This window comes from Streptomyces sp. NPDC058872 (assembly GCF_042743065.1).
Taxonomy (GTDB): Bacteria; Actinomycetota; Actinomycetes; order Streptomycetales; family Streptomycetaceae; genus Streptomyces.
Genome location: NZ_JBHYMK010000034.1, coordinates 62,038 through 84,923 on the forward strand (window position 1 = coordinate 62,038; position 22,886 = coordinate 84,923).

Consider the following 22,886-nt stretch of genomic DNA (forward strand, 5'->3'; position numbering starts at 1 on the left):
CGGCGCATCGACAGACGCGCCGACGGTCTAGGTTACGGGCGGCTGACGCCGAGGGTCAAATTCGCCCGGGCTGCGGGCCGCCCCCCGTTCGGAGGAACGGCCCGCACCGGCCGGTCAGTCCTGGGCCGGGGCCGCGGTCTTCTCCGCGGCCTTCTTCGCCGTGCTCTTCTTCGCCGTGGCCTTCTTGGCGGTGGTCTTCTTCGCCGCCGTCTTCTTCGCCGCCGTCTTCTTGGTGGCGGCCTTCTTGGCCGTGGCCTTCTTGGCGGTCTTGCGCGCAGCCGTCTTCTTGGCCGGCGCCGCCTCCTCCTCGGTCTCGACCGGCGCCTCGGCGGCCTCCGCAGGTGCCTCGGACGAGGTCGTGGGCACCACGACGACGGCAGCCTCCTCGGTGCCCGCGGGCGAACCGGCGGGGGCCGTCACCTTGCGGACCACCCGACGACGGGCCCGCGGCGGAGCGGCCACGGGGGCCTCCTCGACGACGGGCTCGACGGCGGCCTCGACGACCGGCTCCGGGACCGGAACGGGCTCGGCGACCTGTTCCGCAGCGGCTGCCGGAGCGGTCTCCGGGCTCGTCTCCCCGGTCGAGACGACCGGGGAGGTCGCACGGCGGGTGGCACGACGACGGCCACGGGGGGCCGGGGCCTCCTCGACCACCGGCTCGGCGACCGGCTCCGGTGCACCGGCGGGCTGCGCCTCGACCACCGGTGCGGCGGGCGCGGGCTCGACCACGACGGCCTCGGTCTCCGCTGCCGGCGCCGGAGCGACGGGCGTGGTGACCGCGGGAGCGGACACCCGGCGGGTGGCGCGGCGGCGGCCCCGACCACGGGTGGCGGCGGCCTCGGCCTCGGCGACGGAGCCGTACAGCTCCTCGTCCGGGGCGATCGGCACCGGCAGGGCCACCGGGGCGGCCAGCTCGGCCGCGACCTCGGCCTCGGTCTCGGCCGTCTCCGGCTCGGCGCCCTCCTGCTCCACGGCCTCGACGTGCTCGTGCTCGTGGGCGTGCTCGGCGCCACCGCGTCCGCGCTTCTTCGAGCGCTTGCCGCCGCCACCGCCACCGGGGCTGGTCGGCTGCTCCATGTGCACGATGACGCCACGGCCGTTGCAGTGGACACAGGTCTCGGAGAAGGACTCCAGGAGGCCCTGGCCGACCCGCTTGCGGGTCATCTGGACCAGTCCGAGGGAGGTGACCTCGGCCACCTGGTGCTTGGTCCGGTCCCGGCCCAGACACTCCAGGAGGCGGCGCAGCACCAGGTCGCGGTTGGACTCCAGGACCATGTCGATGAAGTCGATGACGACGATGCCGCCGAGGTCGCGCAGCCGCAGCTGGCGCACGATCTCCTCGGCCGCCTCCAGGTTGTTCCTGGTGACGGTCTCCTCCAGGTTGCCGCCCTGGCCGGTGAACTTGCCGGTGTTGACGTCGACGACGACCATCGCCTCGGTCTTGTCGATCACCAGCGAACCGCCGGAGGGCAGCCAGACCTTGCGGTCGAGCGCCTTCATCAGCTGCTCGTCGATCCGGTAGGTGGCGAAGACGTCGACCTCGCTGGTCCACTTCGACAGCCGGTCGACCAGGTCGGGCGCGACGTGGCCGACGTAGCCGTGGATGGTCTCCCACGCCTCGTCGCCGCTGACGATGACCTTGGAGAAGTCCTCGTTGAAGATGTCGCGGACGACCCGGACGGTCATGTCCGGCTCGCCGTAGAGCAGGGTCGGGGCGTTGCCGCTCTTCGCCTTCTTCTGGATGTCCTCCCACTGCGCCTGCAGTCGTTCGACGTCACGGCGGAGCTCGTCCTCGCTCGCCCCCTCGGCGGCGGTGCGCACGATGACGCCGGCGTCTTCGGGAACGATCTTCTTGAGGATGGTCTTCAGACGGGCCCGCTCGGTGTCCGGGAGCTTGCGGCTGATGCCGGTCATCGAGCCCTCGGGGACGTACACGAGGTATCGGCCCGGCAGGGAGACCTGGCTGGTCAGACGGGCGCCCTTGTGGCCGATCGGGTCCTTCGTGACCTGCACGAGAACCGACTGGCCGGACTTGAGGGCGGTCTCGATGCGGCGCGGCCCGTTGGCCATGCCGAGCGCCTCGAAGTTGACCTCGCCCGCGTAGAGGACGGCGTTGCGGCCCTTGCCGATGTCGACGAAGGCGGCCTCCATGGACGGCAGCACGTTCTGGACCTTGCCCAGGTAGACGTTGCCGACGTAGGAGGTGGCCTGCTCCTTGTTGACGTAGTGCTCGACGAGCACGTTGTCCTCGAGGACGCCGATCTGGGTGCGCTCGCCGCTCTGGCGGACGACCATCACCCGCTCGACGGCCTCGCGACGCGCCAGGAACTCGGCCTCGGTGATGATCGGGACGCGACGGCGGCCCTGCTCACGACCTTCGCGGCGGCGCTGCTTCTTGGCCTCCAGGCGGGTCGAGCCCTTGATGGACTGGACCTCGTCGGACGGCTCGGCCTTCTCGCGGGCCGGGCGGGGCTCGCGGACCTTGACGACCGTGCGGACGCCGTCCTCGTCGGCCGTCTCGACCTCGGCCGCGGTGTCCCCGCTGCGGCGGCGACGGCGACGGCGACGGCGGGAGCTGGTGGAACCTGCGGGGTAGGACTCGGCCTCCTCCGACTCTTCCTCGCCCTCCTCGGCCTCCTCCTCGGCCTGCGGCTCCTCGCCCTCCTCGGCCTCCTCGACCTCGGTGAGCTCGCCACGGCGGCGACGACGGCCGCCGCGACGGCGACGACGGGAGGGACGGTCCTCGTGCTCGTCCGTCTCCTCGTCCTCCGCGACCTCTTCGAGCTCGTCGGCGGCTGCCTCCACCTCGGGCTCGTCGGCAACGGTGGCCGGTACGGGCTCGACGGCGACGGGCTCGCTGCGGCGACGACGGCGACGACGGGAGCCGGACTCGGCCCGCTCCGTGGTCTCCGGGGCCTCGACGACCTCCGCGGTCTCGACGGCCTCCGCGGCCTCGACGACCTCGTCCTCCTCCGGCTCCTCGACCACGACGGCGGCTGCCGCAGCCGCGGTCTCCGGGGTCTGGAACATCGGCTCGGTGAAGACCGGGGCCTGGAAGACGGCAACGGCGGGACGCTCGGCGCGGCGCGTCTCGCGGACCGGGGCCGGCTCGGAGGTGAACTGCGGCGAGGCGGCGCGGCGCCGACCGCGGCCACGGGTCGCCGCGGTCTCGGCGGCGGCGACCTCGGCTTCGTCGGCGGCCATCTGCTCGACCGCGGAACGGGGCAGCGACTCGCCGGTGGCGGGCGCCTCCGCGGTCACCTCGGGCGAGGTGGCCTTGCGGGTGGCGCGACGACGGGTACGGGCCGGCGGCGCGGCCTCTTCCACGACCTCGGCGGCCGGAGCCTCCACGACCTCGGCAGCCGGAGCGACCGGCTCGGCGGTGCCCTCCGCGGCGGCCGTCGAGGTCACGGGCGAGGTGACCTTGCGGGTGGCCCGACGACGCGGACGCGCCGGGGCGGCCTCAGGGACCTCGGGGGCCTCTTCCACGACGGGCTCCGGAGCCGCGACCGGCTCCACGACGGTCTCGGCGACCGGCGCCGCGGCAGCGGTCGGCGAGGTGGCCTTGCGGGTGGCCCGACGACGCGGACGCGCCGGGGCGGCCTCGGCCGGAACGGTCTCGGCCGGAACGGTCTCCGCGGCCGGGGTGTCGGCGGTCGCCGGGGTCTCGTCGGTGACGCCCGTCACCGGCGGACCGGCGGGGCGGGAAGCGGCGCGGCGCCTGCGGCGCGGCGGCAGCTTGTCACCGGGGGCATTGGTGTCTTCGTTGGACTCGAGCATGCGGGCGGTTCTCCCGTCACGCTCCCGGGCGCCGCGTCTGGTTCCGGTCCGGCGGCAGGATCGCGCCTGTGGCGCGGTGCCGCCGTCCGGGGCGCGGGCGCCGCACGGGAGCTGTATGTCTGGCTCGCCGGTTCCGTACGCCTTGTGCGGACGGCCTGGCGAAAGTCTCCTGGTCAGTGCGCTGCCCGACCCAGGTGGCTCCCGAGTGCCAGGGCGGCGCTACGACGACCGCTCCCTACGCGGTACCTGCACCCGGCGCCGTCGCTGAGGCGGTCCCGGCGGCCGTGGGTGAAGCGGCCGTGACTGCCTCGCGGTCGGGCGCGAGCGGGTCGGTCACCGTGCCGGACTCCTCGTCGAAGAGCCCCTGCGCCAGCCTGGTCACCGCAGCGGGGACCGGCGGCGCCAGGTCGGCCACAGCTCGGAGACCGGACAGGACGTCGTCGGGTCGTACGGCAGGTGTCAGGTGCCGAACGACCAGGCGCAGTATCGCACAGGCGCCGTCCAGCGGCCTATCACCCCGGGGGTCGCCCTGGGCACGGTCCGCCGTCAGTTGGGTGACCGCGGAACGGGCGTCGAAGGTGCGGACTCCGTTCTTGGTCTTGCGCTGTACTTCCACCGTCTCGGCGGCGAGAAACGTCTCGACGGCCTTCTCCGCCTCCTCCACGGAGACGCCCTCGAGACGCAGCTCCCACACGGAGGCGGTGAGTCGGTCGGCGAGGCCCGAGGTCCGGGCCTCGACGGCATCGGTGATGTCGAGACCGGCCGGGAGGGACTCGTCGAGCAGGGCCCGCAGGGTCTCCGGATCACGCGCCTCGGTGAGAGCGATCTCCAGGTACTCGGCCTCGGAGCCCGTGCCCGTCGGGGCGGCATTGGCGTACGACACCTTGGGGTGCGGGGTGAAGCCCGCCGAGTACGCCATGGGCACCTCGGCACGGCGCAGCGCACGCTCGAAGGCGCGCTGGAAGTCACGGTGGCTGGTGAACCGGAGGCGGCCGCGCTTGGTGTAGCGCAGTCGGATGCGCTGCACCGCCGGTGCGGGCGGCGGGCCTTCGGGCTGTCGCTTGCCCAGTGGTTCTTCTCCTCGATGCGGGGCGGACGCGGGGGACGCGTCCGTCCACGAGATGTGCGGGTGGCCCTGGGGGGCCCGCCCGGTTCACGCCCGCCTTCACGGGGTGATCTCGGGTCCGGGCACCGCGCCGGGGACGTTCGTTGTACTACCCAGAGTACGCGCCCGGGCCACCTCAGGTTCCCAGGGCCAGATCGGCGGGCTCCGCCGAAGGGGGCGGAGCCCGTCTCCCGGGCGGCGGCGCGAACGGCCGCGCGGTGGGGCTGGCGGGTGCCCCCGCCCCGGTGCGCAGCCGGGGGCCACGGGAGGTGCGGGCCGCCCGGTGCGGCCCGGACCGGCGGGGGTCCGATCGCCTTCCACAGCAACCCGTCGAAGCGGTCGGGGGCCTCCGGAACGACACGACGGCCCGGCCGGGGGTTCACCCCCGGCCGGGCCGTCGTCCGGCCGTTGACTACTTCACGACCGTCAGCGGCAGCAGCTTCTTGCCGGTCGGGCCGACCTGGATCTCGGTCTGCATCGCCGGGCACACGCCGCAGTCGAAGCACGGCGTCCACCGGCAGTCGTCGACCTCGGTCTCGTCGAGGGCGTCCTGCCAGTCCTCCCAGAGCCAGTCCTTGTCGAGACCGGAGTCCAGGTGGTCCCAGGGGAGGACCTCTTCGTAGGTGCGCTCGCGGGTGGTGTACCAGGCGACGTCCACGCCGACCTCGGGAAGCGTCTTCTCGGCGCACTCCATCCAGCGGTCGTACGAGAAGTGCTCGCGCCAGCCGTCGAAGCGGCCGCCGTCCTCGTACACCGCGCGGATGACCGCGCCGAGGCGACGGTCGCCGCGGGAGAGCAGGCCCTCGACGATGCCGGGCTTGCCGTCGTGGTAGCGGAAGCCGATCGAGCGGCCGTACTTCTTGTCGCCGCGGATCTTGTCGCGGAGCTTGCGCAGGCGCTCGTCCGTCTCCTCGGCCGACAGCTGCGGGGCCCACTGGAAGGGGGTGTGCGGCTTGGGGACGAAGCCACCGATGGAGACGGTGCAGCGGATGTCGTTCTGGCCGGAGACCTTCCGCCCCTCGGCGATCACGTTCATCGCCATGTCGGCGATCTGGAGGACGTCCTCGTCGGTCTCCGTCGGCAGGCCGCACATGAAGTACAGCTTCACCTGGCGCCAGCCGTTGCCGTACGCGGTGGAGACGGTCCGGATGAGGTCCTCCTCCGAGACCATCTTGTTGATGACCTTGCGCATCCGCTCGGAGCCGCCCTCGGGGGCGAAGGTGAGGCCGGAGCGGCGACCGTTCCGGGTCAGCTCGTTGGCCAGGTCGACGTTGAAGGCGTCGACCCGGGTGGACGGGAGGGAAAGACCGATCTTGTCCTCCTCGTACCGGTCGGCCAGCCCCTTCGCGATGTCGGCGATCTCGGTGTGGTCCGCGGAGGACAGCGAGAGCAGGCCGACCTCCTCGAAGCCGGTCGCCTTCAGACCGCGGTCCACCATCTCGCCGATGCCGGTGATGCTTCGCTCCCGCACGGGGCGCGTGATCATGCCGGCCTGACAGAAGCGGCAGCCGCGGGTGCACCCGCGGAAGATCTCGACGGACATCCGCTCGTGGACGGTCTCCGCGAGCGGAACGAGGGGCTGCTTGGGGTACGGCCACTCGTCCAGGTCCATGACGGTGTGCTTGGACACGCGCCACGGCACGCCGGACCGGTTGGGCACGACACGGCCGATGCGGCCGTCCGGCAGGTACTCGACGTCGTAGAAGCGCGGGATGTAGACGCTGCCCGTCTTCGCCAGGCGGAGGAGGACCTCCTCGCGCCCGCCGGGGCGGCCCTCGGCCTTCCACTGGCGGATGATCTCGGTCATGTCGAGGACGGCCTGCTCGCCGTCGCCGATGATGGCCGCGTCGATGAAGTCCGCGATCGGCTCGGGGTTGAACGCGGCGTGGCCGCCGGCGAGCACGATCGGGTGGTCGACGGTCCGGTCCTTCGCCTCCAGCGGGATGCCCGCCAGGTCGAGGGCCGTGAGCATGTTGGTGTAGCCCAGCTCCGTGGAGAAGCTCAGGCCGAAGACGTCGAAGGCGCCGACGGGGCGGTGGCTGTCCACCGTGAACTGGGGCACGCCGTGCTCGCGCATCAGCTCTTCGAGGTCCGGCCACACGCTGTAGGTGCGCTCGGCGAGGACGCCCTCGCGCTCGTTCAGCACCTCGTAGAGGATCATGACGCCCTGGTTGGGCAGACCGACCTCGTACGCGTCCGGGTACATCAGCGCCCAGCGGACGTCGGCGGACTCCCACGGCTTGACCGTGGAGTTCAGCTCTCCACCGACGTACTGAATCGGCTTCTGCACGTGCGGGAGCAGAGCTTCGAGCTGCGGGAAGACAGACTCGGCAGCAGACATCTCGAACCTTCGTGAGCTGGCAGGGGGCGACTCTCAAGCGTACCCCGGTGTTCAGCGAGCCAGTGCCGCCCGGAGTTCGGGGGCCGAGGCCCGCGCCCAGACCCCGGGGAGTTCCCGCTCCCGGGCGGCGGCCGCGGCTTCCTCACGGCCGTAGAGAAGTCCCCAGGTGAAAGCGGATTCCCCAGCTCCGTGAGCCTGCGCGGCCAGGGTGCGCAGCGTCTCGCGGGCGACGACGGCGTCCTGGTGCTCCCCGAGCAGTGACTGTGCCTCCTTCAAGCGGGAGGCGAGCTTCTTCGCGGGCTTCCCCAGGACCGGAACGGCGACCTCGGCGGCGTAGCGGGCGCGCTTGGCGGCCTTGCGGGCGTCGTGGAGCGCGAGGTCCCGGGCGCGTCCCGGGGGGAGGGACAGGGCGTGCTCGATCCTGCGGGCGACGCGGCGGTCATCGCGCAGCACGGACCGGGGGAGGACCTTCGTCGCGTCCCCGCGGGCTGCGGGACGCAGGGGCGGATCGGTCAGCAGCGCGTCGAGCCGGTCGAGGAGGGCGAGGTGCCGCTCGGAGTCGAGGGCGGCGAGGGCGCGGCTCCGGGAGCCGCGTTCCTGGGCGGTGCCCCAGATCCGCAGCCGTCGTCGGACGGGGCCGAGCCTCAGGGTGCGGGGCAGCGCGTCGATCCCGTGGCGCAGCCGCTCGACCAGGACCTCCTGGTCGCGAGCGGCGCCCAGTTCGCCGGCCAACCACTTCAGCTCGGCGCCGACGGGGTCGGTGGCCGTCCGGTCGAGCACCTTCCGGTAGGTCGTGAGGGCACTGCGCAGACGGCGGCAGGCGACCCTCATCTGGTGCACGGCGTCGGGCAGGTCGCGCCGGACGGCGGGGTCGAGCGCGACGATCACCTCGACCTGTTCCCGTACGTACGCGAGCACGGCGGCCCCGGCGGTGCCGGGGCCCGGCACCGCATCCGGTTCGGCCGGAGCCCCGTCCGGGGCCGTGCCGGCGCCGCCCGTCTCCTCCAGGGCCCTGGCCAGTTTCGACGGGGAGGCCGAGCGGCGGACGCCCGCCTTCTTGAGGCGCTTCTCGATCGCGTCGAGGATCGTCTCGTCCTCGGTGCCGTCGGCGAGCTCGACCTCGATCTCGGTCCAGTCCGCCGTTTCCCCGCCCGGGAGGCGTTCCGCGTGGACCGTGTCCACGGAGAGCTCCGCGAGGAGGGTGCCGCCCGGTGCCGTCAGGTGGTGGACGGCCCGCCGGGAGCGGAGCCGCACCACGGGGACGACGTCGGCGTGGCGGACCCTGGACCTGAGGAGCCCCGCCAGCTCGTCCGGGAGGGAGTCGCCCAGCGGGGCCCTGACCTCGTCGCGGATGCCGGAGGCCACGGGGAACTTGAGGTGCCAGCCGGCGTCCCGGCCGCCGGTGCGGCGACGCAGCGTGAGCGAGGCGGCGGCCAGCCGGAGGTCCGGGGTGTCGTGGTAGACCGCGTCGAGGACGTCGACGCCCTGGTCGAGGACGGCGAAGACCCCGGTCACCCGGGTGAGGTCGGGCAGCTCCGTGTCCCCGGTGGCTTCGTACTTCCGCTCGATCTCGCGCTTCGTCTCCGCCATGCCTCGAATCTAGTGGCCCTCAGGCCGTTATGGGCCGCTGGACCCGGATCGACTGGAGGAGTCCGATCGCCACCCACACCGCGAACATGGACGAGCCGCCGTAGGAGACGAACGGCAGCGGTAGGCCCGCGACCGGCATGATGCCGAGGGTCATCCCGATGTTCTCGAAGGACTGGAAGGCGAACCAGGCGATGATTCCGGCCGCGACGATCGTGCCGTAGAGCTCGGTGGTCTCGCGGGCGATCCGGCAGGCGCGCCAGAGGATGATGCCGAGCAGGACGAGGATCAGTCCGGCGCCGACGAAGCCGAGCTCCTCCCCCGCGACGGTGAAGACGAAGTCGGTCTGCTGTTCGGGCACGAATTGCCCGGTGGTCTGCGAGCCCTTGAAGAGTCCGGCGCCGAGGAGGCCCCCGGAGCCGATGGCGATGCGGGCCTGGTTGGTGTTGTAGCCGACGCCGGCCGGGTCGAGATCGGGGTTGGCGAAGGCCGCGAAGCGGTTGATCTGGTACTCGTCGAGCATGCCGAGCGCGGTGACGAGGACGGCGCCGAGGACGCCTGCGCCGATCAGGCCGAGGACCCAGCGGTTGGAGGCGCCGGAGGCGAGGAGCACGCCGAGCACGATGACGGCCATGACCATGACCGAGCCGAGGTCGGGCATCAACATGACGATGCCCATGGGGAGGGCTGCCAGGGCCAGGGCCTTGGCGACGGTGCCGTGGTCCGGGTGGAGTTGGTCTCCCGCGTCGACCTTGGCGGCCAGCAGCATCGCCATGACGAGGATGATCGTGATCTTCACGAACTCGCTGGGCTGGAGGGAGAAGCCGCCGCCGACGACGATCCACGCGTGGGCGCCGTTGATGGTGGCGCCGAGCGGGGTGAGGACCGCGAGGATCAGCACGATGGAGAGGCCGTAGAGGATCGGCACGGCGCCGCGCAGGGTGCGGTGGCCGAGCCAGATCGTGCCGACCATCAGGGCGAAGCCGATGCCGGTGTTGAGGAGGTGCCGGAAGAGGAAGTAGTAGGGGTCGCCGTTGTTGAGTTGGGTGCGGCCCCGGGTGGCGGACCAGACGAGCAGGGCGCCGATCCCGGAGAGGGCGAGCGACGAGAGCAGGATCGGCCAGTCGAGCCGGCGGAGCACGGAGTCGCGGGCGGTCAACCTGGCGAGCGTGCCGCGCTCGGGTGCGTACCGGGAGACGGAGAAGCCGTGGGGTGCGGTCATGGGCCTCAGTCCCTAGAGCCGGCTGGCGGGCGGGCCCGCGAGTGCCTGGTCGTCGTCCGGTTCCCTGGCCGGGGTGGTGGCGTCCTGGACCCGCGAGGGCGCGTTCGGGTCGACCTTCTGCGCGTCGGGGTCGTACGGCTTGATCGTGGGGGCGTCGATGGAGCCGTCCGCCTCGATCTTCGGCAGGGCCTTCTGCGGCTGCGGCAGCAGGGCCCGCTTGAGGTCCTGGTTGCCGGCGTCGTCGAGGCCGTAGAGCGCGTCGTAGATGTTGCGCACCGCGGGGCCGGAGGCTCCGGAGCCGGTACCGCCCTGGGAGATCGTCATGACGATCGCGTAGTCCTTGGTGTACGTGGCGAACCAGGAGGTCGTCTGCTTGCCGTAGACCTCGGCGGTGCCGGTCTTGGCGTGCATCGGGATCTTGTCCTGCGGCCAACCGACCTGGGCGAAGCGCCAGGCGGCGGTGCCGCGGGTGGCGACGCCGGCGAGGGCTTCGTCTATCAAGTCGCGCGTCTTGGCGGTCATCGGCAGCTTGCCGTGGGACTCGGGCTCGATCTCGGTGACCGTCTTGCCGTCGGGGCTGACGACCGCCTTGCCGACGGTCGGGTTCCACAGGGTGCCGCCGTTGGAGATGGCGGCGTAGATGGTGGCCATCTGGATGGGGGTGACGAGGGTGTCGCCCTGACCGATGGAGTAGTTGACGGAGTCACCGGCGCGCATCAGGTTGCCTTCGAGGCAGTTCTCGTACGAGAGCTGCTCGACGTAGGTCCCGCCGCGCTTGCCGATCTTGCACCAGTAGTCCTTGTTGGCCTCCCAGAACTTCTGCTTCCACCGGCGGTCCGGGACCCGGCCGGTGACTTCGTTGGGGAGGTCGATGCCGGTCTCGGCACCGAGGCCGAACTGATGGGCCGTCGTGTAGAACCAGTCCTTGGCGTCCTTCTTCGGCTTCATCCCGCCGTCTTTGAGCCACTGCTGGTGGGAGAGCGCGTAGTAGACGGTGTCGCAGGAGACTTCGAGGGCCTGGCCGAGGGTGATGCTGCCGTGCCCCTGGGACTCGAAGTTCTTGAAGACCTGGCCGCCGATGGAGTACGAGGACGGGCAGGGGTAGCGGCCGTTGAAGTCGTACCCGGCGCTGACGGCCGCGGTGGACGAGACGACCTTGAAGATCGAGCCGGGGGCCGCCTGGCCCTGGATGGCCCGGTTGAGCAGCGGGAAGTTGGAGTTCTTGCCGGTGAGGGCCGCGTAGTCCTTGGCCGAGATGCCGCCGACCCAGGCGTTGGGGTCGTAGTCGGGCTGCGAGGCCATGGCCACGATGCGGCCGGTCTTCGCCTCCATGACGACGACGGCGCCGGCGTCGGCCTTGTAGTTCTCGTTGGTGTTCCGGTCGTGGACCTTGCGGGCCTCGACCATCGCGTTGTGGAGCTCCCACTCGGCGACCGCCTGCACGCGGGCGTCGATCGAGGTGATGACGTTGGCGCCGGGGACGGCGGGGTCGCTCTTGGCCTGGCCGATGACCCGGCCGAGGTTGTCGACCTCGTAGCGGGTGACCCCGGCCTTTCCGCGCAGTTCCTTGTCGTAGGTGCGCTCCAGGCCCGACCGGCCGACCTGGTCGGAACGGAGGAACGGCGAGTCGGTGTCCTTGGCCTTCTCGATCTCGGCGTCGGTGACGGGCGAGAGGTAGCCGAGGACCTGGGAGGTACGGGCTTCGCCGGGGGCCGGGTAGCGGCGGACGGCGGTGGGCTCCGCGGTGATGCCGGGGAAGTCCTCGGCGCGCTCGCGGATCTGGAGGGCCTGCTGGGTGGTGGCCTCGTCGGTGACCGGGATCGGCTGGTACGGGGAGCCGTTCCAGCAGGGCTTCGGCGTCTTGGAGTCGCAGAGCCGGATCTTGTTGATGACGTCCTGGGGCTTCATGTCGAGGACGCCGGCGAGCCGGGTGAGGACGGCCTTCCCGTCGTCCTCCATCTTCATGAGTTCGGTGCGGGAGGCGGAGACGACGAGGCGGGTCTCGTTGTCGGCGAGCGGAACCCCGCGGGCGTCGAGGATGGAGCCGCGGACGGCGGGCTGGACGACCTGCTGGACGTGGTTGTTCTTCGCCTCGTCGGTGTACTCCTTGCCGTTGCGGATCTGGAGGTACCAGAGCCGGCCGCCCAGGGTGAAGAGCAGCGAGAAGACGAGGATCTGGATGACGACGAGCCGGATCTGGACCCGGGGGGTCCGTCCGGTCTCGGGGATGTTGCTCATGCTGCCGTTGCCCCCTCGGTCACAGTCGCTTGACTCCCTTGATGCGTCCGGCCCGTGAGGCGCGGTTCCGTGCGGCCTTCACGCGCAGCCCGCCGCGCTGGGCGCCGATCCTGAGGCCGGTGCCGGAGGAGAGCCAACCGGAGGCGACGTCCGCGCTGTTGCCCCCGCCGGAGTCGCCGAGCGGATCGTTCTCGGCGCGGCGCGCGAGGGCCATGATCAGCGGCACGGTGAAGGGCGCGAGGAGCAGGTCGTACAGGGCCGCGGTGAAGAGCAGGAAACCGAGGCCGACATGACGGGCGGCGGTGTCTCCGACGAGGGCGCCGACGCCCGCGTAGAGCAGGGTGGAGCCGACGGCCGCGGCGACGACGACGGCCATCGGGCCGGTCGCGGAGGTCAGCCGGCCGTTGTCCGGCTTGGCGAGGCCGACGAGGTAGCCGACGACGCAGAGCACCAGGGCGTAGCGGCCGGCGGCGTGGTCGGCGGGCGGGGCGAGGTCGGCGAGGAGGCCGGCGGTGAAGCCGATGAGGGCACCGCTGACGTGTCCGTAGACGAGGGCGAGGCCGACGACGGTGAGGAGGACGAGGTCGGGGACGGCTCCGGGGAGCTGGAGGCGGGCCAGGACGGAGACCTGGACGACCAGGGCGACGACGATCAGGGTGGCGGAGAGGAGGATGCGGTTGAACTTCACGGTGTTGCGTCCCCCTGGTCCTGCCGCGCCTGCTGGTCGCTCTGGCCGTCGTTCTGGTTCTGGGCCCGGTTCTGCCGGTCCGTCTGCTGCCCGTCCGGCGTCGGCGTGACGGTGACGGTGACGGTCGGCGCGGGCTTGGGCTTCTGCGGGAGGACCGTGTCCCGGGGGTCCGAGCGCGGGGCCTGGACCACGACGCCGACGATGTCGAGCTTGGTGAAGCCGACGTACGGGCGGACGTAGATGTTGCGGGTCAGGCCGCCGCCCGCCGGGTCGACGCGGACGACCTCGCCGACCGGGACGCCGGGGACGAAGGGCTTGTCGGCGCGCGAGCCGAAGGTGACGAGCCGGTCGCCGGGTTCGACCTTGGCCTTGCCGTTGAGGAGTTGGACCAGGAGGGGGCTGTCGCCCCGGCCGGTGGCGAAGCCGAGTTCGTCGCTCTTCTCCATCCGGGTGCCGACGGTGAAGTCGGGGTCGTTGGCGAGGAGCACCGTGGAGGTGGAGGGGCCGACGGTGGTGACGCGGCCGACGAGCCCGGCACCGTTGAGCACGGTCATGTCCCGGGTGATGCCGTCGCGGCTGCCGACGTCGATGGTGACCGTCCAGGAGAAGCCCTGGGCCGCTCCTATGGCGATGACCTGGGCGCCCTTGATGCCGTACTGGCCGGCACCGGCGGTCTTCAGCATGGAGTCGAGTTCCCGCAGCCGGTTGCGGTTGCGGTCGTCGCTGCCGAGCTTCGCCTTGAGCTCGGCGTTCTCCTTCTCCAGGGCGGCGATCCGGGTGTGCCGCTCGCCGGAGTCCCGTACCGCGCCTATGGCGTGGGCGACCGGGTCGACGGCGGCCGCCACGCCGTTCTCGACCGGCCCGAAGACCGCCGCTGCGGCCTGTCGGGCACCGTCGACGGGCGACTCCTGGCCCCCGCGGATGTCCACCGTGATCAATGCGAACGCGATGGCGATCAGCAGCACCAGGAGCAGCCGGCTCTCTCGTGTGTCCCTCACGTGCGGCGGCCGTGCCTTTCCTCGTGGTCCGGTTGTTCGGTTGTACTACGTCGGGTGCTGCGGTACTAGCGGCGGGGCTGTGCGTCGAGGACCTGCTGGAGCGCCTCGAACTCCTCCACGCACTTGCCGGAACCGAGCGCCACCGAGTCCAGCGGGTCCTCGGCGATGTGGATCGGCATGCCGGTCTCGCGGCGGAGCCGCTCGTCGAGGCCGCGCAGCAGGGCACCGCCACCCGTGAGAACGATGCCGCGGTCCATGACGTCACCGGAGAGCTCCGGCGGGCACTTGTCGAGGGTGGTCTTCACCGCGTCGACGATGGCGTTGACCGGCTCCTCGATGGCCTTGCGGACCTCGGCGGCGGAGATGACCACGGTCTTGGGGAGCCCGGAGACGAGGTCACGACCGCGGATCTCGGTGTGCTCGTCCTTGTCGAGGTCGTAGGCGGAGCCGATGGTGATCTTGATCTGTTCGGCGGTGCGCTCACCGAGGAGGAGCGAGTACTCCTTCTTGATGTGCTGGATGATGGCGTTGTCCAGCTCGTCGCCGGCGACCCGGATGGACTGTGCCGTGACGATTCCGCCGAGGGAGATGACGGCGACTTCGGTGGTGCCGCCACCGATGTCGACGACCATGTTGCCGGTGGCCTCGTGGACGGGGAGGCCCGAGCCGATGGCCGCCGCCATGGGCTCCTCGATGATGTGGACCTGGCGGGCACCGGCCTGGGTCGACGCCTCGATGACGGCGCGGCGCTCCACTCCCGTGATGCCGGAGGGAACGCAGACGACGACGCGGGGGCGGGCCAGGTAGCGACGCTTGTGGATCTTGAGGATGAAGTAGCGGAGCATCCGCTCGGTGATCTCGAAGTCGGCGATCACACCGTCCTTGAGCGGGCGCACGGCGACGATGTTGCCGGGGGTCCGGCCGATCATCTTCTTCGCCTCCGCACCGACCGCGAGGATGCCCCCGGTGTTGGTGTTGATGGCGACGACGGACGGCTCGTTCAGAACGATGCCTCGACCCCTGACGTACACCAGCGTGTTGGCGGTCCCGAGGTCGACAGCCATGTCACGGCCGATGAACGACATTGAGTTCCCCTTGATTTCCCATGGCTGAGAGTGGTGCGGCGTGGAGTTTTCCATCGTAGTGCCGCCCGCACGGATGGCGCGCGCTGGTCCACCCCTGTGCGGGGCGGCCCGCCTCCGTAGTAGAGGTGACGGAAGGACGCGGCGATCCGTTCCCGGGATTGGCGTTCATATGCCTGGGGGCGGCCGAATTCCTTCGGTCGCCCCACAGGCTGCTGCCGTTCGGCTGACTCCGGGTCAGATCAGGCGAGGCCCGGGAAGAAGATCTTCAGCTCGCGCGCTGCGGACTCCTCGGAGTCCGAGGCGTGGATCAGGTTCTCGCGGACGATGGTGCCGAAGTCACCGCGAATGGAGCCCGGTGCGGCAGCGATGGGGTCGGTGGGACCGGCAAGGGTGCGCAGGCCCTCGATGACCCGCTCGCCCTCGACCACGAGCGCGACGACCGGGCCGGACTGCATGAAGCCCATCAGCGGCTCGTAGAAGGGCTTGCCCTTGTGCTCGCCGTAGTGCTGCTCCAGCGTGTCCTGGTCCAGCGTGCGCAGCTCCAGGGCCGTGATGGTCCAGCCGGCCTTGCGCTCGATGCGGCCGATGACCTCACCGATCAGACCACGGCGGACGGCGTCGGGCTTGAGCAGGACGAGCGATCGCTGGCTCACGGGGTACTCCTTAGGAAAAGCAGTGTGCGGGCCTCAGAGGCTACAGGGCCCGCACGTCCTACGATTACGCAGCGTCAGGCCCTGCCGAGGCCTGGGCGGCCTGCGACGCCGCCCACCCCGCCTTGATCTCGTCGACCTTCCGGCCGTAGTGCACCGAACACCACCACAGGACGGCGAAGGCCGCCCCCAGGACGAACATCACGGGCACGAAGAAACCGCTGGCGATCAGCCCGACCTGGAGCACCCAGCCGAGCTGCACCCCACCGGGCCGGGTGATCATCCCGCACAACAGCACCGAGAGGACCATCGCGGTCCCGCACACCCACCACACGGTGGACATCGCGAGGGCGTCGTCCTTCATGGCGACCAGCCCGGCGAAGCCGATCACGAAGAACTCGCCGATGAGCGTGGAGGAACAGAGCGTACGCATCGGGTTCAGCCCCTTCGCAGCAGCAGTCGGGCATCGCCGACCGTGAAGATCGAACCGGTCACGAGGACTCCCGCACCGCCGTACTCGGCCTCTTCCTCCGCGAGGGTGATCGCCGCTTCGATGGCATCGGGCAGCCGCGGCTCGACGACGACCCGGTCCTCTCCGAAGACCTCGACCGCGATCGCGGCGAGCGCGTCCACGTCGGTGGCCCGCGGGTTGGAGTTGGTCGTGATCACGACCTCGGCGAGCAGCGGCTCGAAGGCCTCCAGAACGCCCTTGGCGTCCTTGTCGGCACTGGTGGAGAGCACGCCGATGAGCCGGGAGAAGCCGAAGGCCTCGCTGATGCCCTCCGCCGTGGCCCGGGCGCCGTGCGGATTGTGCGCGGCGTCCAGGATGACGGTCGGCGAGGAGCGGACGATCTCCAGGCGGCCGGGCGAGGCCACCCGGGCGAAGGCCTGCCGGACGGTGTCGACGTCCAGGGTCCTGGCGTGCTGCGCACCGATCCCGAAGAACGCCTCGACCGCCGCGAGCGCCACCGCCGCGTTGTGCGCCTGGTAGGCGCCGTGCAACGGAAGAAAGACGTTGTCGTACTCGCCGCCGAGGCCGCGCAGGGTGAGGAGCTGGCCGCCGACCGCGACCTCGCGGGAGGCGACGCCGAACTCCATGCCCTCGCGGGCCACGGTCGCGTCCGCCTCGACGGCCTTCTTCAGCAGGACCTGGGCCGCGTCGACCGGCTGCTGGGCCAGGATGACGGTCGCGCCCTGCTTGATGATCCCGGACTTCTCGCCGGCGATCTCGGCGGTCGTCCCGCCGAGCCGGTCGGTGTGGTCGAGGTCGATGGGGGTGACGACGGCGACGGATCCGTCGATGACGTTCGTCGCGTCCCAGGTGCCGCCCATGCCGACCTCGACGACGGCCACGTCCACCGGGGCGTCCGCGAAGGCCGCGTACGCCATGCCGGTCAGGACCTCGAAGAAGGAGAGCCGGTACTCCTCGCGGGCATCGACCATCTCCACGTACGGCTTGACGTCCCGGTACGTCTCGATGAACCGCTCGGCGGAGATCGGGGCGCCGTCCAGGCTGATCCGCTCGGTGATGGTCTGCACGTGCGGCGAGGTGTAGCGCCCGGTGCGCAGCTCGAAGGCGCCGAGCAGGGCCTCGATCATGCGGGCCGTCGACGTCTTGCCGTTGGTGCCGGTGATGTGGATCGAGGGGTACGCGCGCTGCGGCTCGCCGAGGACGTCCATGAGGGCGGCGATCCGGGTGACCGAGGGCTCCAACTTGGTCTCGCCCCAACGGGTGGACAGCTCGGTCTCGACCGCGCGCAGCGCCTCGTCCAGCTCGGGGTCCTCGGGGCGGCTGGGCACGGGGTCCCCCTGGGGAGGACCCGCCTGGGCGCGCAGGGTGCGGCTGCCGGCCTCGATCACCGCCAGGTCGGGGTCTCGGTCGCCCGCCGCGTCGGCGGCGGGTGTCACTGCTGCGTCGACGATGGCGTCGAACTGGTCGTCGAACTGGTCGTCACGCTGATCGCTCGGCTCACTCACGCGCCCAGTCTACGGAGGGGGGCCGACAGGGCCGTGGACCCACCCCTTTCGGAACGCCCGGTGCGCCCACCGCCGCGCCGACCGGGCATAACCGGTGATCATGGACATGGGGCTGCGTGCCGGGTGGGGCGCGGCCGTCCGGTGCGCGCTACCGCGGCAGGCTCGTCGGGAGGAGCGCCGTCACCCGGTAGAAGCCGTCCTCCCGGCCGGCCCTCAGCGTGCCGCCCATGCTGGTGACCCGCTCCTCCATGGAGAGCAGGCCGGTCCCGGTCGAGACGGGGGAAGGCTCCGGCGGGGTCTTGGGCAGGGGGTTGCGCACCTCGATCCGGAGGTCGGGGCCGTCCAACGCGATCTCGACCGTCGCCGGTAGGCCGGGCGCGTGCTTGGCGACGTTCGTGAGGCACTCCCGGACGACCCGGTGGACGGCCGCCTGCCGGATCGGGGACAGTGCCTCGACCCCGTCGGCCACGGCCAGTTCGACGGGGGTGCCCATCCGCTCGCTCTCTCCGGCGAGCGCGGCGAGCCCTTCGAGGCCGGGGGTCGCGGCGTCCCGGTCGGCGCGGCGGACGACCGTCTCGTTGAGCATGAGGTGGGCGCGCCGGGCGGTGTCCGCGAGCTCCTCGAAGTCCTTCTGATGGGCCCCTCCCCCGGCCCGCACCGCGAGCACCTCGGCCCGTACCGCGAGGACGGTGAGCTCGCGGCCGACCAGGTCGTGGACGTCCCGGCCGACGGAGATCCGCTCCTCCTGCACGGCCTGCCGGGCGGCGGCCTCGCGGCGCTCGGCCTCAAGGGCGCGGACCAGGTCCTGGCGGTAGGCGGCGATGCCCACGCCCGCCGCGAGGACGCCGATCGGGACCACCAGGCTGAGGAAGTCGCTGAGGGCGTCGCCGTGCCGGGCGGTCCAGCCGGGCGTCAGGAACAGGAGGTACGCCAAGCCGATGTACAGGAGGGTCGCGGCGATCGCGGCGCGCCGGCCCCGGAAGCGACCGATCGAGTACAGCGCGAACTGGATCATGGTCAGTTCGTGCAGCCACCCCATCAGGCCGAGCGCCACCGCGTACGGCACCCAGGGCAGTCGGCGCCGCAGCACGAGGGTGGCCGCGCCGGCCGCCAGGACGAGGGTCGCAGTGACGCCGGTCAGGGGGTTGTCGGCCCGGGCCAGCCCGGGAACGTCCAGGACCATCAGGCCGAAGGCGCTGAGTGCGGCGACGACGTCCAGCGCACGGGGCGACACCGCCCACCGGTCCGTGCAACGGCGCAGCGCGGGGACGGCAGGAAGGCGGGGCATGCCCTCCATCATCCCGGGTCCGCCATGACGGCGCCCTGGACCTGACGCCCGTTCTGGTGTGGGATCGGGCACTTCGTCCGGCGGGTGCGGCCCCGGGGTGCGGAGAGGGGGCCCGGAACCGGTCATCGGTTCCGGGCCCCCTCCCTCGTACGGATCAGGCCTGCGGCAGCTTCTCCAGCTGGGCCTGGATGCGGGCGATGTCCTCGTCCGCCTTGGCGAGGCGGGTGCGGATCTTGTCGACCACGTTGTCCGGGGCCTTGGCGAGGAAGGCCTCGTTGCCGAGCTTGCCCTCGGCCTGGGCCTTCTCCTTCTCGGCCGCGGCCAGGTCCTTGGCGAGGCGCTTGCGCTCGGCGGCGACGTCGATCGTGCCCGAGAGGTCGAGCGCGACGGTGGCACCGGCGACCGGCAGGGAGGCGGTGGCGGCGAAGCCCTCGCCCTCCGGCTGGAGGCGCAGCAGCTGGCGGATGGCGGCCTCGTGCGGGGCGAGCGCGGTGCCGGCCAGCTCCAGGCGGGCGGGGACCTTCTGGCCGGGCTGGAGGCCCTGGTCCGAGCGGAAGCGGCGAACCTCGGTGACGACCCGCTGGACCAGCTCGATCTCCTTCTCCGCGGCCTCGTCGCGGAAATCGGAGTCGATCGGCCACTCGGCGATGACGACCGACTCGCGGCCCGTCAGCGTGGTCCACAGGGTGTCCGTGACGAACGGGACGATCGGGTGGAGCAGTCGCAGGGTGACGTCCAGGACTTCGCCCAGGACGCGGGCCGAGACCTTGGCCTGCTCGCCGCCCGCGAAGAACGTGGTCTTCGACAGTTCGACGTACCAGTCGAAGACCTCGTCCCAGGCGAAGTGGTACAGGGCGTCGGCGAGCTTCGCGAACTGGTAGTCGTCGTAGTAGGCGTCCGCCTCGGCGACGACCTTGTTCAGTCGCGACAGGATCCAGCGGTCCGTCGCCGACATCGCGGAGGCGTCCGGCAGCGGGCCCTCGACCGTCGCGCCGTTCATCATCGCGAAACGGGTGGCGTTCCAGATCTTGTTGGCGAAGTTCCGGGACGCCTGGACCCAGTCCTCGCCGATCGGGACGTCGACGCCCGGGTTGGCACCCTTGGCCAGCGTGAAGCGCAGGGCGTCGGAGCCGTACTTGTCCATCCAGTCAAGCGGGTTGACCGTGTTCCCGAACGACTTCGACATCTTCTTGCCGAACTCGTCGCGGACCATGCCGTGGAACGCGATCGTGCGGAACGGCGGCTGGCCGTCCATCGCGTACAGGCCGAACATCATCATCCGGGCGACCCAGAAGAACATCAGGTCGTAGCCGGTGACCAGGACGGAGTTCGGGTAGAACTTCTCCAGGTCCGGCGTCTGCTCCGGCCAGCCCATGGTCGAGAACGGCCACAGGCCGGACGAGAACCAGGTGTCGAGGACGTCGGTGTCCTGCGTCCAGCCCTCGCCGGTGGGCGCCTCGTCGTCGGGGCCGACGCAGACCAGCTCGCCGTTCGGTCCGTGCCAGACGGGGATGCGGTGGCCCCACCACAGCTGGCGCGAGATGCACCAGTCGTTGAGGTTGTCGACCCAGTCGAAGTAGCGCTGCGACATGTCGGCCGGGTGGATGTTGACCCGACCGTCGCGGACCGCGTCACCGGCGGCCTTGGCCAGCGTCTCGACCTTGACCCACCACTGCATCGACAGGCGTGGTTCCAACGTCGTCTTGCAGCGCGAGCAGTGGCCCACGGAGTGGACGTACGGGCGCTTCTCGGCGACGATCCGGCCCTCGGCGCGCAGGGCGGCGACGATCGCGGAGCGGGCCTCGAAGCGGTCCAGGCCCTGGAAGGGGCCGTGGGTGGTGATCACGCCGCGCTCATCGAGGACCTCGATGGATTCGAGGTCGTGGCGCTGGCCGATGGCGAAGTCGTTCGGGTCGTGCGCGGGGGTCACCTTGACGGCGCCGGTGCCGAACTCCGGGTCGACGTGCGTGTCGGCGACGACCGGGATCGTACGGTCGGTCAGCGGCAGCTTGATCTGCTTGCCGATCAGGTGGGCGTAGCGCTCGTCGTCGGGGTGGACGGCGACGGCCGTGTCACCCAGCATCGTCTCGGCGCGGGTCGTGGCGACGACGATGGCGTCGTCACCCTCGCCGTACTTCATCGAAACGAGCTCGCCGTCGTCGTCCTGGTAGTCGACCTCGATGTCGGAGATGGCCGTCAGACAGCGCGGGCACCAGTTGATGATGCGCTCGGCGCGGTAGATCAGGCCGTCGTCGAACATCTTCTTGAAGACGGTCTGGACGGCACGGGACAGGCCCTCGTCCATGGTGAAGCGGTCCCGGCTCCAAGCCAGGCCCTCGCCGAGGCGGCGCATCTGGCCGGCGATCTGACCGCCGGACTCGGCCTTCCACTCCCAGACGCGCTCGACAAAGGCTTCGCGGCCCAGGTCGTGGCGGGACTTGCCCTCCTTGGCGAGCTCACGCTCGACGACGTTCTGGGTGGCGATGCCGGCGTGGTCCATGCCCGGCTGCCACAGCGTCTCGAAGCCCTGCATGCGCTTGCGGCGGGTGAGGGCGTCGATCAGCGTGTGCTCGAAGGCGTGGCCCAGGTGGAGCGAGCCGGTGACGTTCGGCGGCGGGATGACGATGGTGTACGGCGGCTTGTCGGACTTCGCGTCCGCCTCGAAGTACCCCCGGTCTACCCAGCGCTCGTACAGCGGCCCTTCTACCTCGGCCGGCGCGTAGGTGGTCGGCAATTCGGTGGTGGCTGCTGTCTGCTGCTGAGTGTTCTCGGTCACGGGGCCAGTTTAGGGGTGCGGCGGGCCGCTCCTGAAACGCTTTGGTTCCGTAACGGTGTGGCCCCCACCGCACTTCGCCGCCCGCGGTTCCGACAGGATGTTCGGCACGCATAAACATCCTGTGAGGGGAACCTGTCGATGAGCTACAACCAGCCGGGCCCGTACGGCGGGCAGCCGCCCCAGCAGCCCGGCCCCTACGGGCAGCCGGGCCCCTACGGCCAACCGCCGCAGCCCGGTCCGTACGGGCAGCCGCAGGCCCCGCAGCCGGGTTACGGATACCCGCCGCAGGCCCCGCAGGGCGTTCCGCCCCAGCAGCCGTACGGCTACCCCCAGCAGCCCGGTCCGTACGGCCAGCCTCAGCCGCCGGGCCCCTACGGCCAGCCGCCGCAGTACGGCGCGCCCCAGGGACCGGGCGGCTATCCGCCCCCGCCACCGGCCCCGAAGAAGTCCAAGGCCGGCTGGATCATCGGCGCGGTCGCGGTGGTGACCGCCATCGGCGTGGGCGCGTACTTCCTGCTCGGCGGCGGGGGTTCCTCGGTCGCGGACGACGGTCCGCACAAGCTGATCACGCCGGAGACGGTGCTCGGCGAGTACAAGAAGGCCCCGGGCAAGGAGGGCTCCTCCGACAAGAAGTCCCTGCAGGAAGCCGAGAAGAACGGCGTCGAGAACGCCACCCAGGTCGGCGCCTCCTACCAGGTGAAGGACCCCTCCAACCCCCTCGGGGGCAAGGTCCTCTCCTTCAACGGCCTGTACGGCACGATCGACGACCCCGAGAAGGTCGTCGACTCCGTCTTCGCCACCACCAAGGCCGAGGCGGAGAAGGACAAGGACAGCACCGAGGTGCCGCAGGTGGTCGGCAGCCCCCGGGCGTACGAGCCGGCCGGGCTCGACGGCGCGATCCTGAAGTGCCAGCAGCTCACGACCGAGGCGGACCCTTCTGCGAGCACTCCGGCGATGACCCTGACGATGTGCGTCTGGGCCGACCACAGCACGGTGGGCCTCGTCATCCCGGTCGACACCGCCGCCTTGCTGACGGGCAAGGCCGGTTCCGCCGAGGACGCCGCAGCCCTCACCGCCACGTTCCGCAAGGAGGTCCGGGTCAAGGCCTGACCGCGGACCCCCCGTACAGGGAAGGAGGGGCGCCCCGCAGA

At 71.3% G+C, this 22,886-nt stretch carries 15 protein-coding genes; 1 reads left to right on the forward strand and 14 read right to left on the reverse strand.

The genetic code is table 11. The features are described 5' to 3' along the window. Positions 1-114 precede the first annotated feature (114 nt). The 14 genes from ACFW22_RS21965 to ACFW22_RS22030 form a co-directional block, all read right to left on the reverse strand. Complete coding sequence (locus ACFW22_RS21965) at positions 115-3,780, reverse strand: ribonuclease E/G (protein ID WP_386407212.1); 3,666 nt, start codon at positions 3,778-3,780, stop codon at positions 115-117. Between the two features lie 235 nt (positions 3,781-4,015). Further along, a complete protein-coding gene (locus ACFW22_RS21970; RefSeq protein ID WP_386407215.1) occupies positions 4,016-4,807 on the reverse strand; it encodes a TIGR03936 family radical SAM-associated protein in 792 nt (263 codons plus the stop codon). A 490-nt stretch (positions 4,808-5,297) separates the two neighbouring features. Beyond that, entirely contained in the window at positions 5,298-7,226 is a 1,929-nt protein-coding gene (locus ACFW22_RS21975) for a TIGR03960 family B12-binding radical SAM protein (RefSeq protein WP_386407218.1), read from the reverse strand. Positions 7,227-7,277: 51 nt separating this feature from the next. After that, positions 7,278-8,816 (reverse strand): CHAD domain-containing protein, encoded by a 1,539-nt coding sequence (locus tag ACFW22_RS21980; protein WP_386407220.1) that lies wholly within the window; start codon positions 8,814-8,816, stop codon positions 7,278-7,280. 19 nt (positions 8,817-8,835) lie between these two features. Continuing rightward, positions 8,836-10,035, reverse strand: a complete 1,200-nt coding sequence (gene rodA, locus ACFW22_RS21985; protein ID WP_386407223.1) for a rod shape-determining protein RodA — start codon at positions 10,033-10,035, stop codon at positions 8,836-8,838. Positions 10,036-10,047: 12 nt separating this feature from the next. After that, positions 10,048-12,273 (reverse strand): penicillin-binding protein 2, encoded by a 2,226-nt coding sequence (mrdA, locus tag ACFW22_RS21990; protein WP_386407226.1) that lies wholly within the window; start codon positions 12,271-12,273, stop codon positions 10,048-10,050. Positions 12,274-12,292: 19 nt separating this feature from the next. Further along, positions 12,293-12,961 (reverse strand): rod shape-determining protein MreD, encoded by a 669-nt coding sequence (mreD, locus tag ACFW22_RS21995; RefSeq protein WP_386407229.1) that lies wholly within the window; start codon positions 12,959-12,961, stop codon positions 12,293-12,295. Further along, positions 12,958-13,959, reverse strand: coding sequence for a rod shape-determining protein MreC (gene mreC / locus ACFW22_RS22000; protein WP_386407233.1), 1,002 nt, complete (start codon positions 13,957-13,959; stop codon positions 12,958-12,960). The genes mreD and mreC overlap by 4 nt, the downstream gene beginning before the upstream one ends. Before the next feature lie 65 nt (positions 13,960-14,024). Then, entirely contained in the window at positions 14,025-15,044 is a 1,020-nt protein-coding gene (locus ACFW22_RS22005; protein WP_017239313.1) for a rod shape-determining protein, read from the reverse strand. A gap of 239 nt (positions 15,045-15,283) precedes the next feature. Next, positions 15,284-15,697, reverse strand: coding sequence for a nucleoside-diphosphate kinase (ndk, locus tag ACFW22_RS22010; RefSeq protein WP_384884275.1), 414 nt, complete (start codon positions 15,695-15,697; stop codon positions 15,284-15,286). Positions 15,698-15,761: 64 nt separating this feature from the next. Then, the gene (locus tag ACFW22_RS22015) at positions 15,762-16,127 is read right to left on the reverse strand and encodes a DUF4233 domain-containing protein (protein ID WP_386407238.1); all 366 of its coding nucleotides are present in this window, start codon (positions 16,125-16,127) and stop codon (positions 15,762-15,764) included. A gap of 5 nt (positions 16,128-16,132) precedes the next feature. Next, entirely contained in the window at positions 16,133-17,671 is a 1,539-nt protein-coding gene (locus ACFW22_RS22020) for a bifunctional folylpolyglutamate synthase/dihydrofolate synthase (RefSeq protein WP_386407241.1), read from the reverse strand. 148 nt (positions 17,672-17,819) lie between these two features. Next, positions 17,820-18,959: a sensor histidine kinase gene (locus ACFW22_RS22025; RefSeq protein WP_386407244.1), complete on the reverse strand. Its 1,140-nt coding sequence runs from the start codon at positions 18,957-18,959 to the stop codon at positions 17,820-17,822. Positions 18,960-19,113: 154 nt separating this feature from the next. Further along, entirely contained in the window at positions 19,114-21,735 is a 2,622-nt protein-coding gene (locus tag ACFW22_RS22030; RefSeq protein ID WP_386407247.1) for a valine--tRNA ligase, read from the reverse strand. A 138-nt stretch (positions 21,736-21,873) separates the two neighbouring features. Between ACFW22_RS22030 and ACFW22_RS22035 the strand changes: the two genes are divergently transcribed. Further along, positions 21,874-22,845: a hypothetical protein gene (locus tag ACFW22_RS22035; protein ID WP_386407250.1), complete on the forward strand. Its 972-nt coding sequence runs from the start codon at positions 21,874-21,876 to the stop codon at positions 22,843-22,845. Positions 22,846-22,886 lie beyond the last annotated feature (41 nt).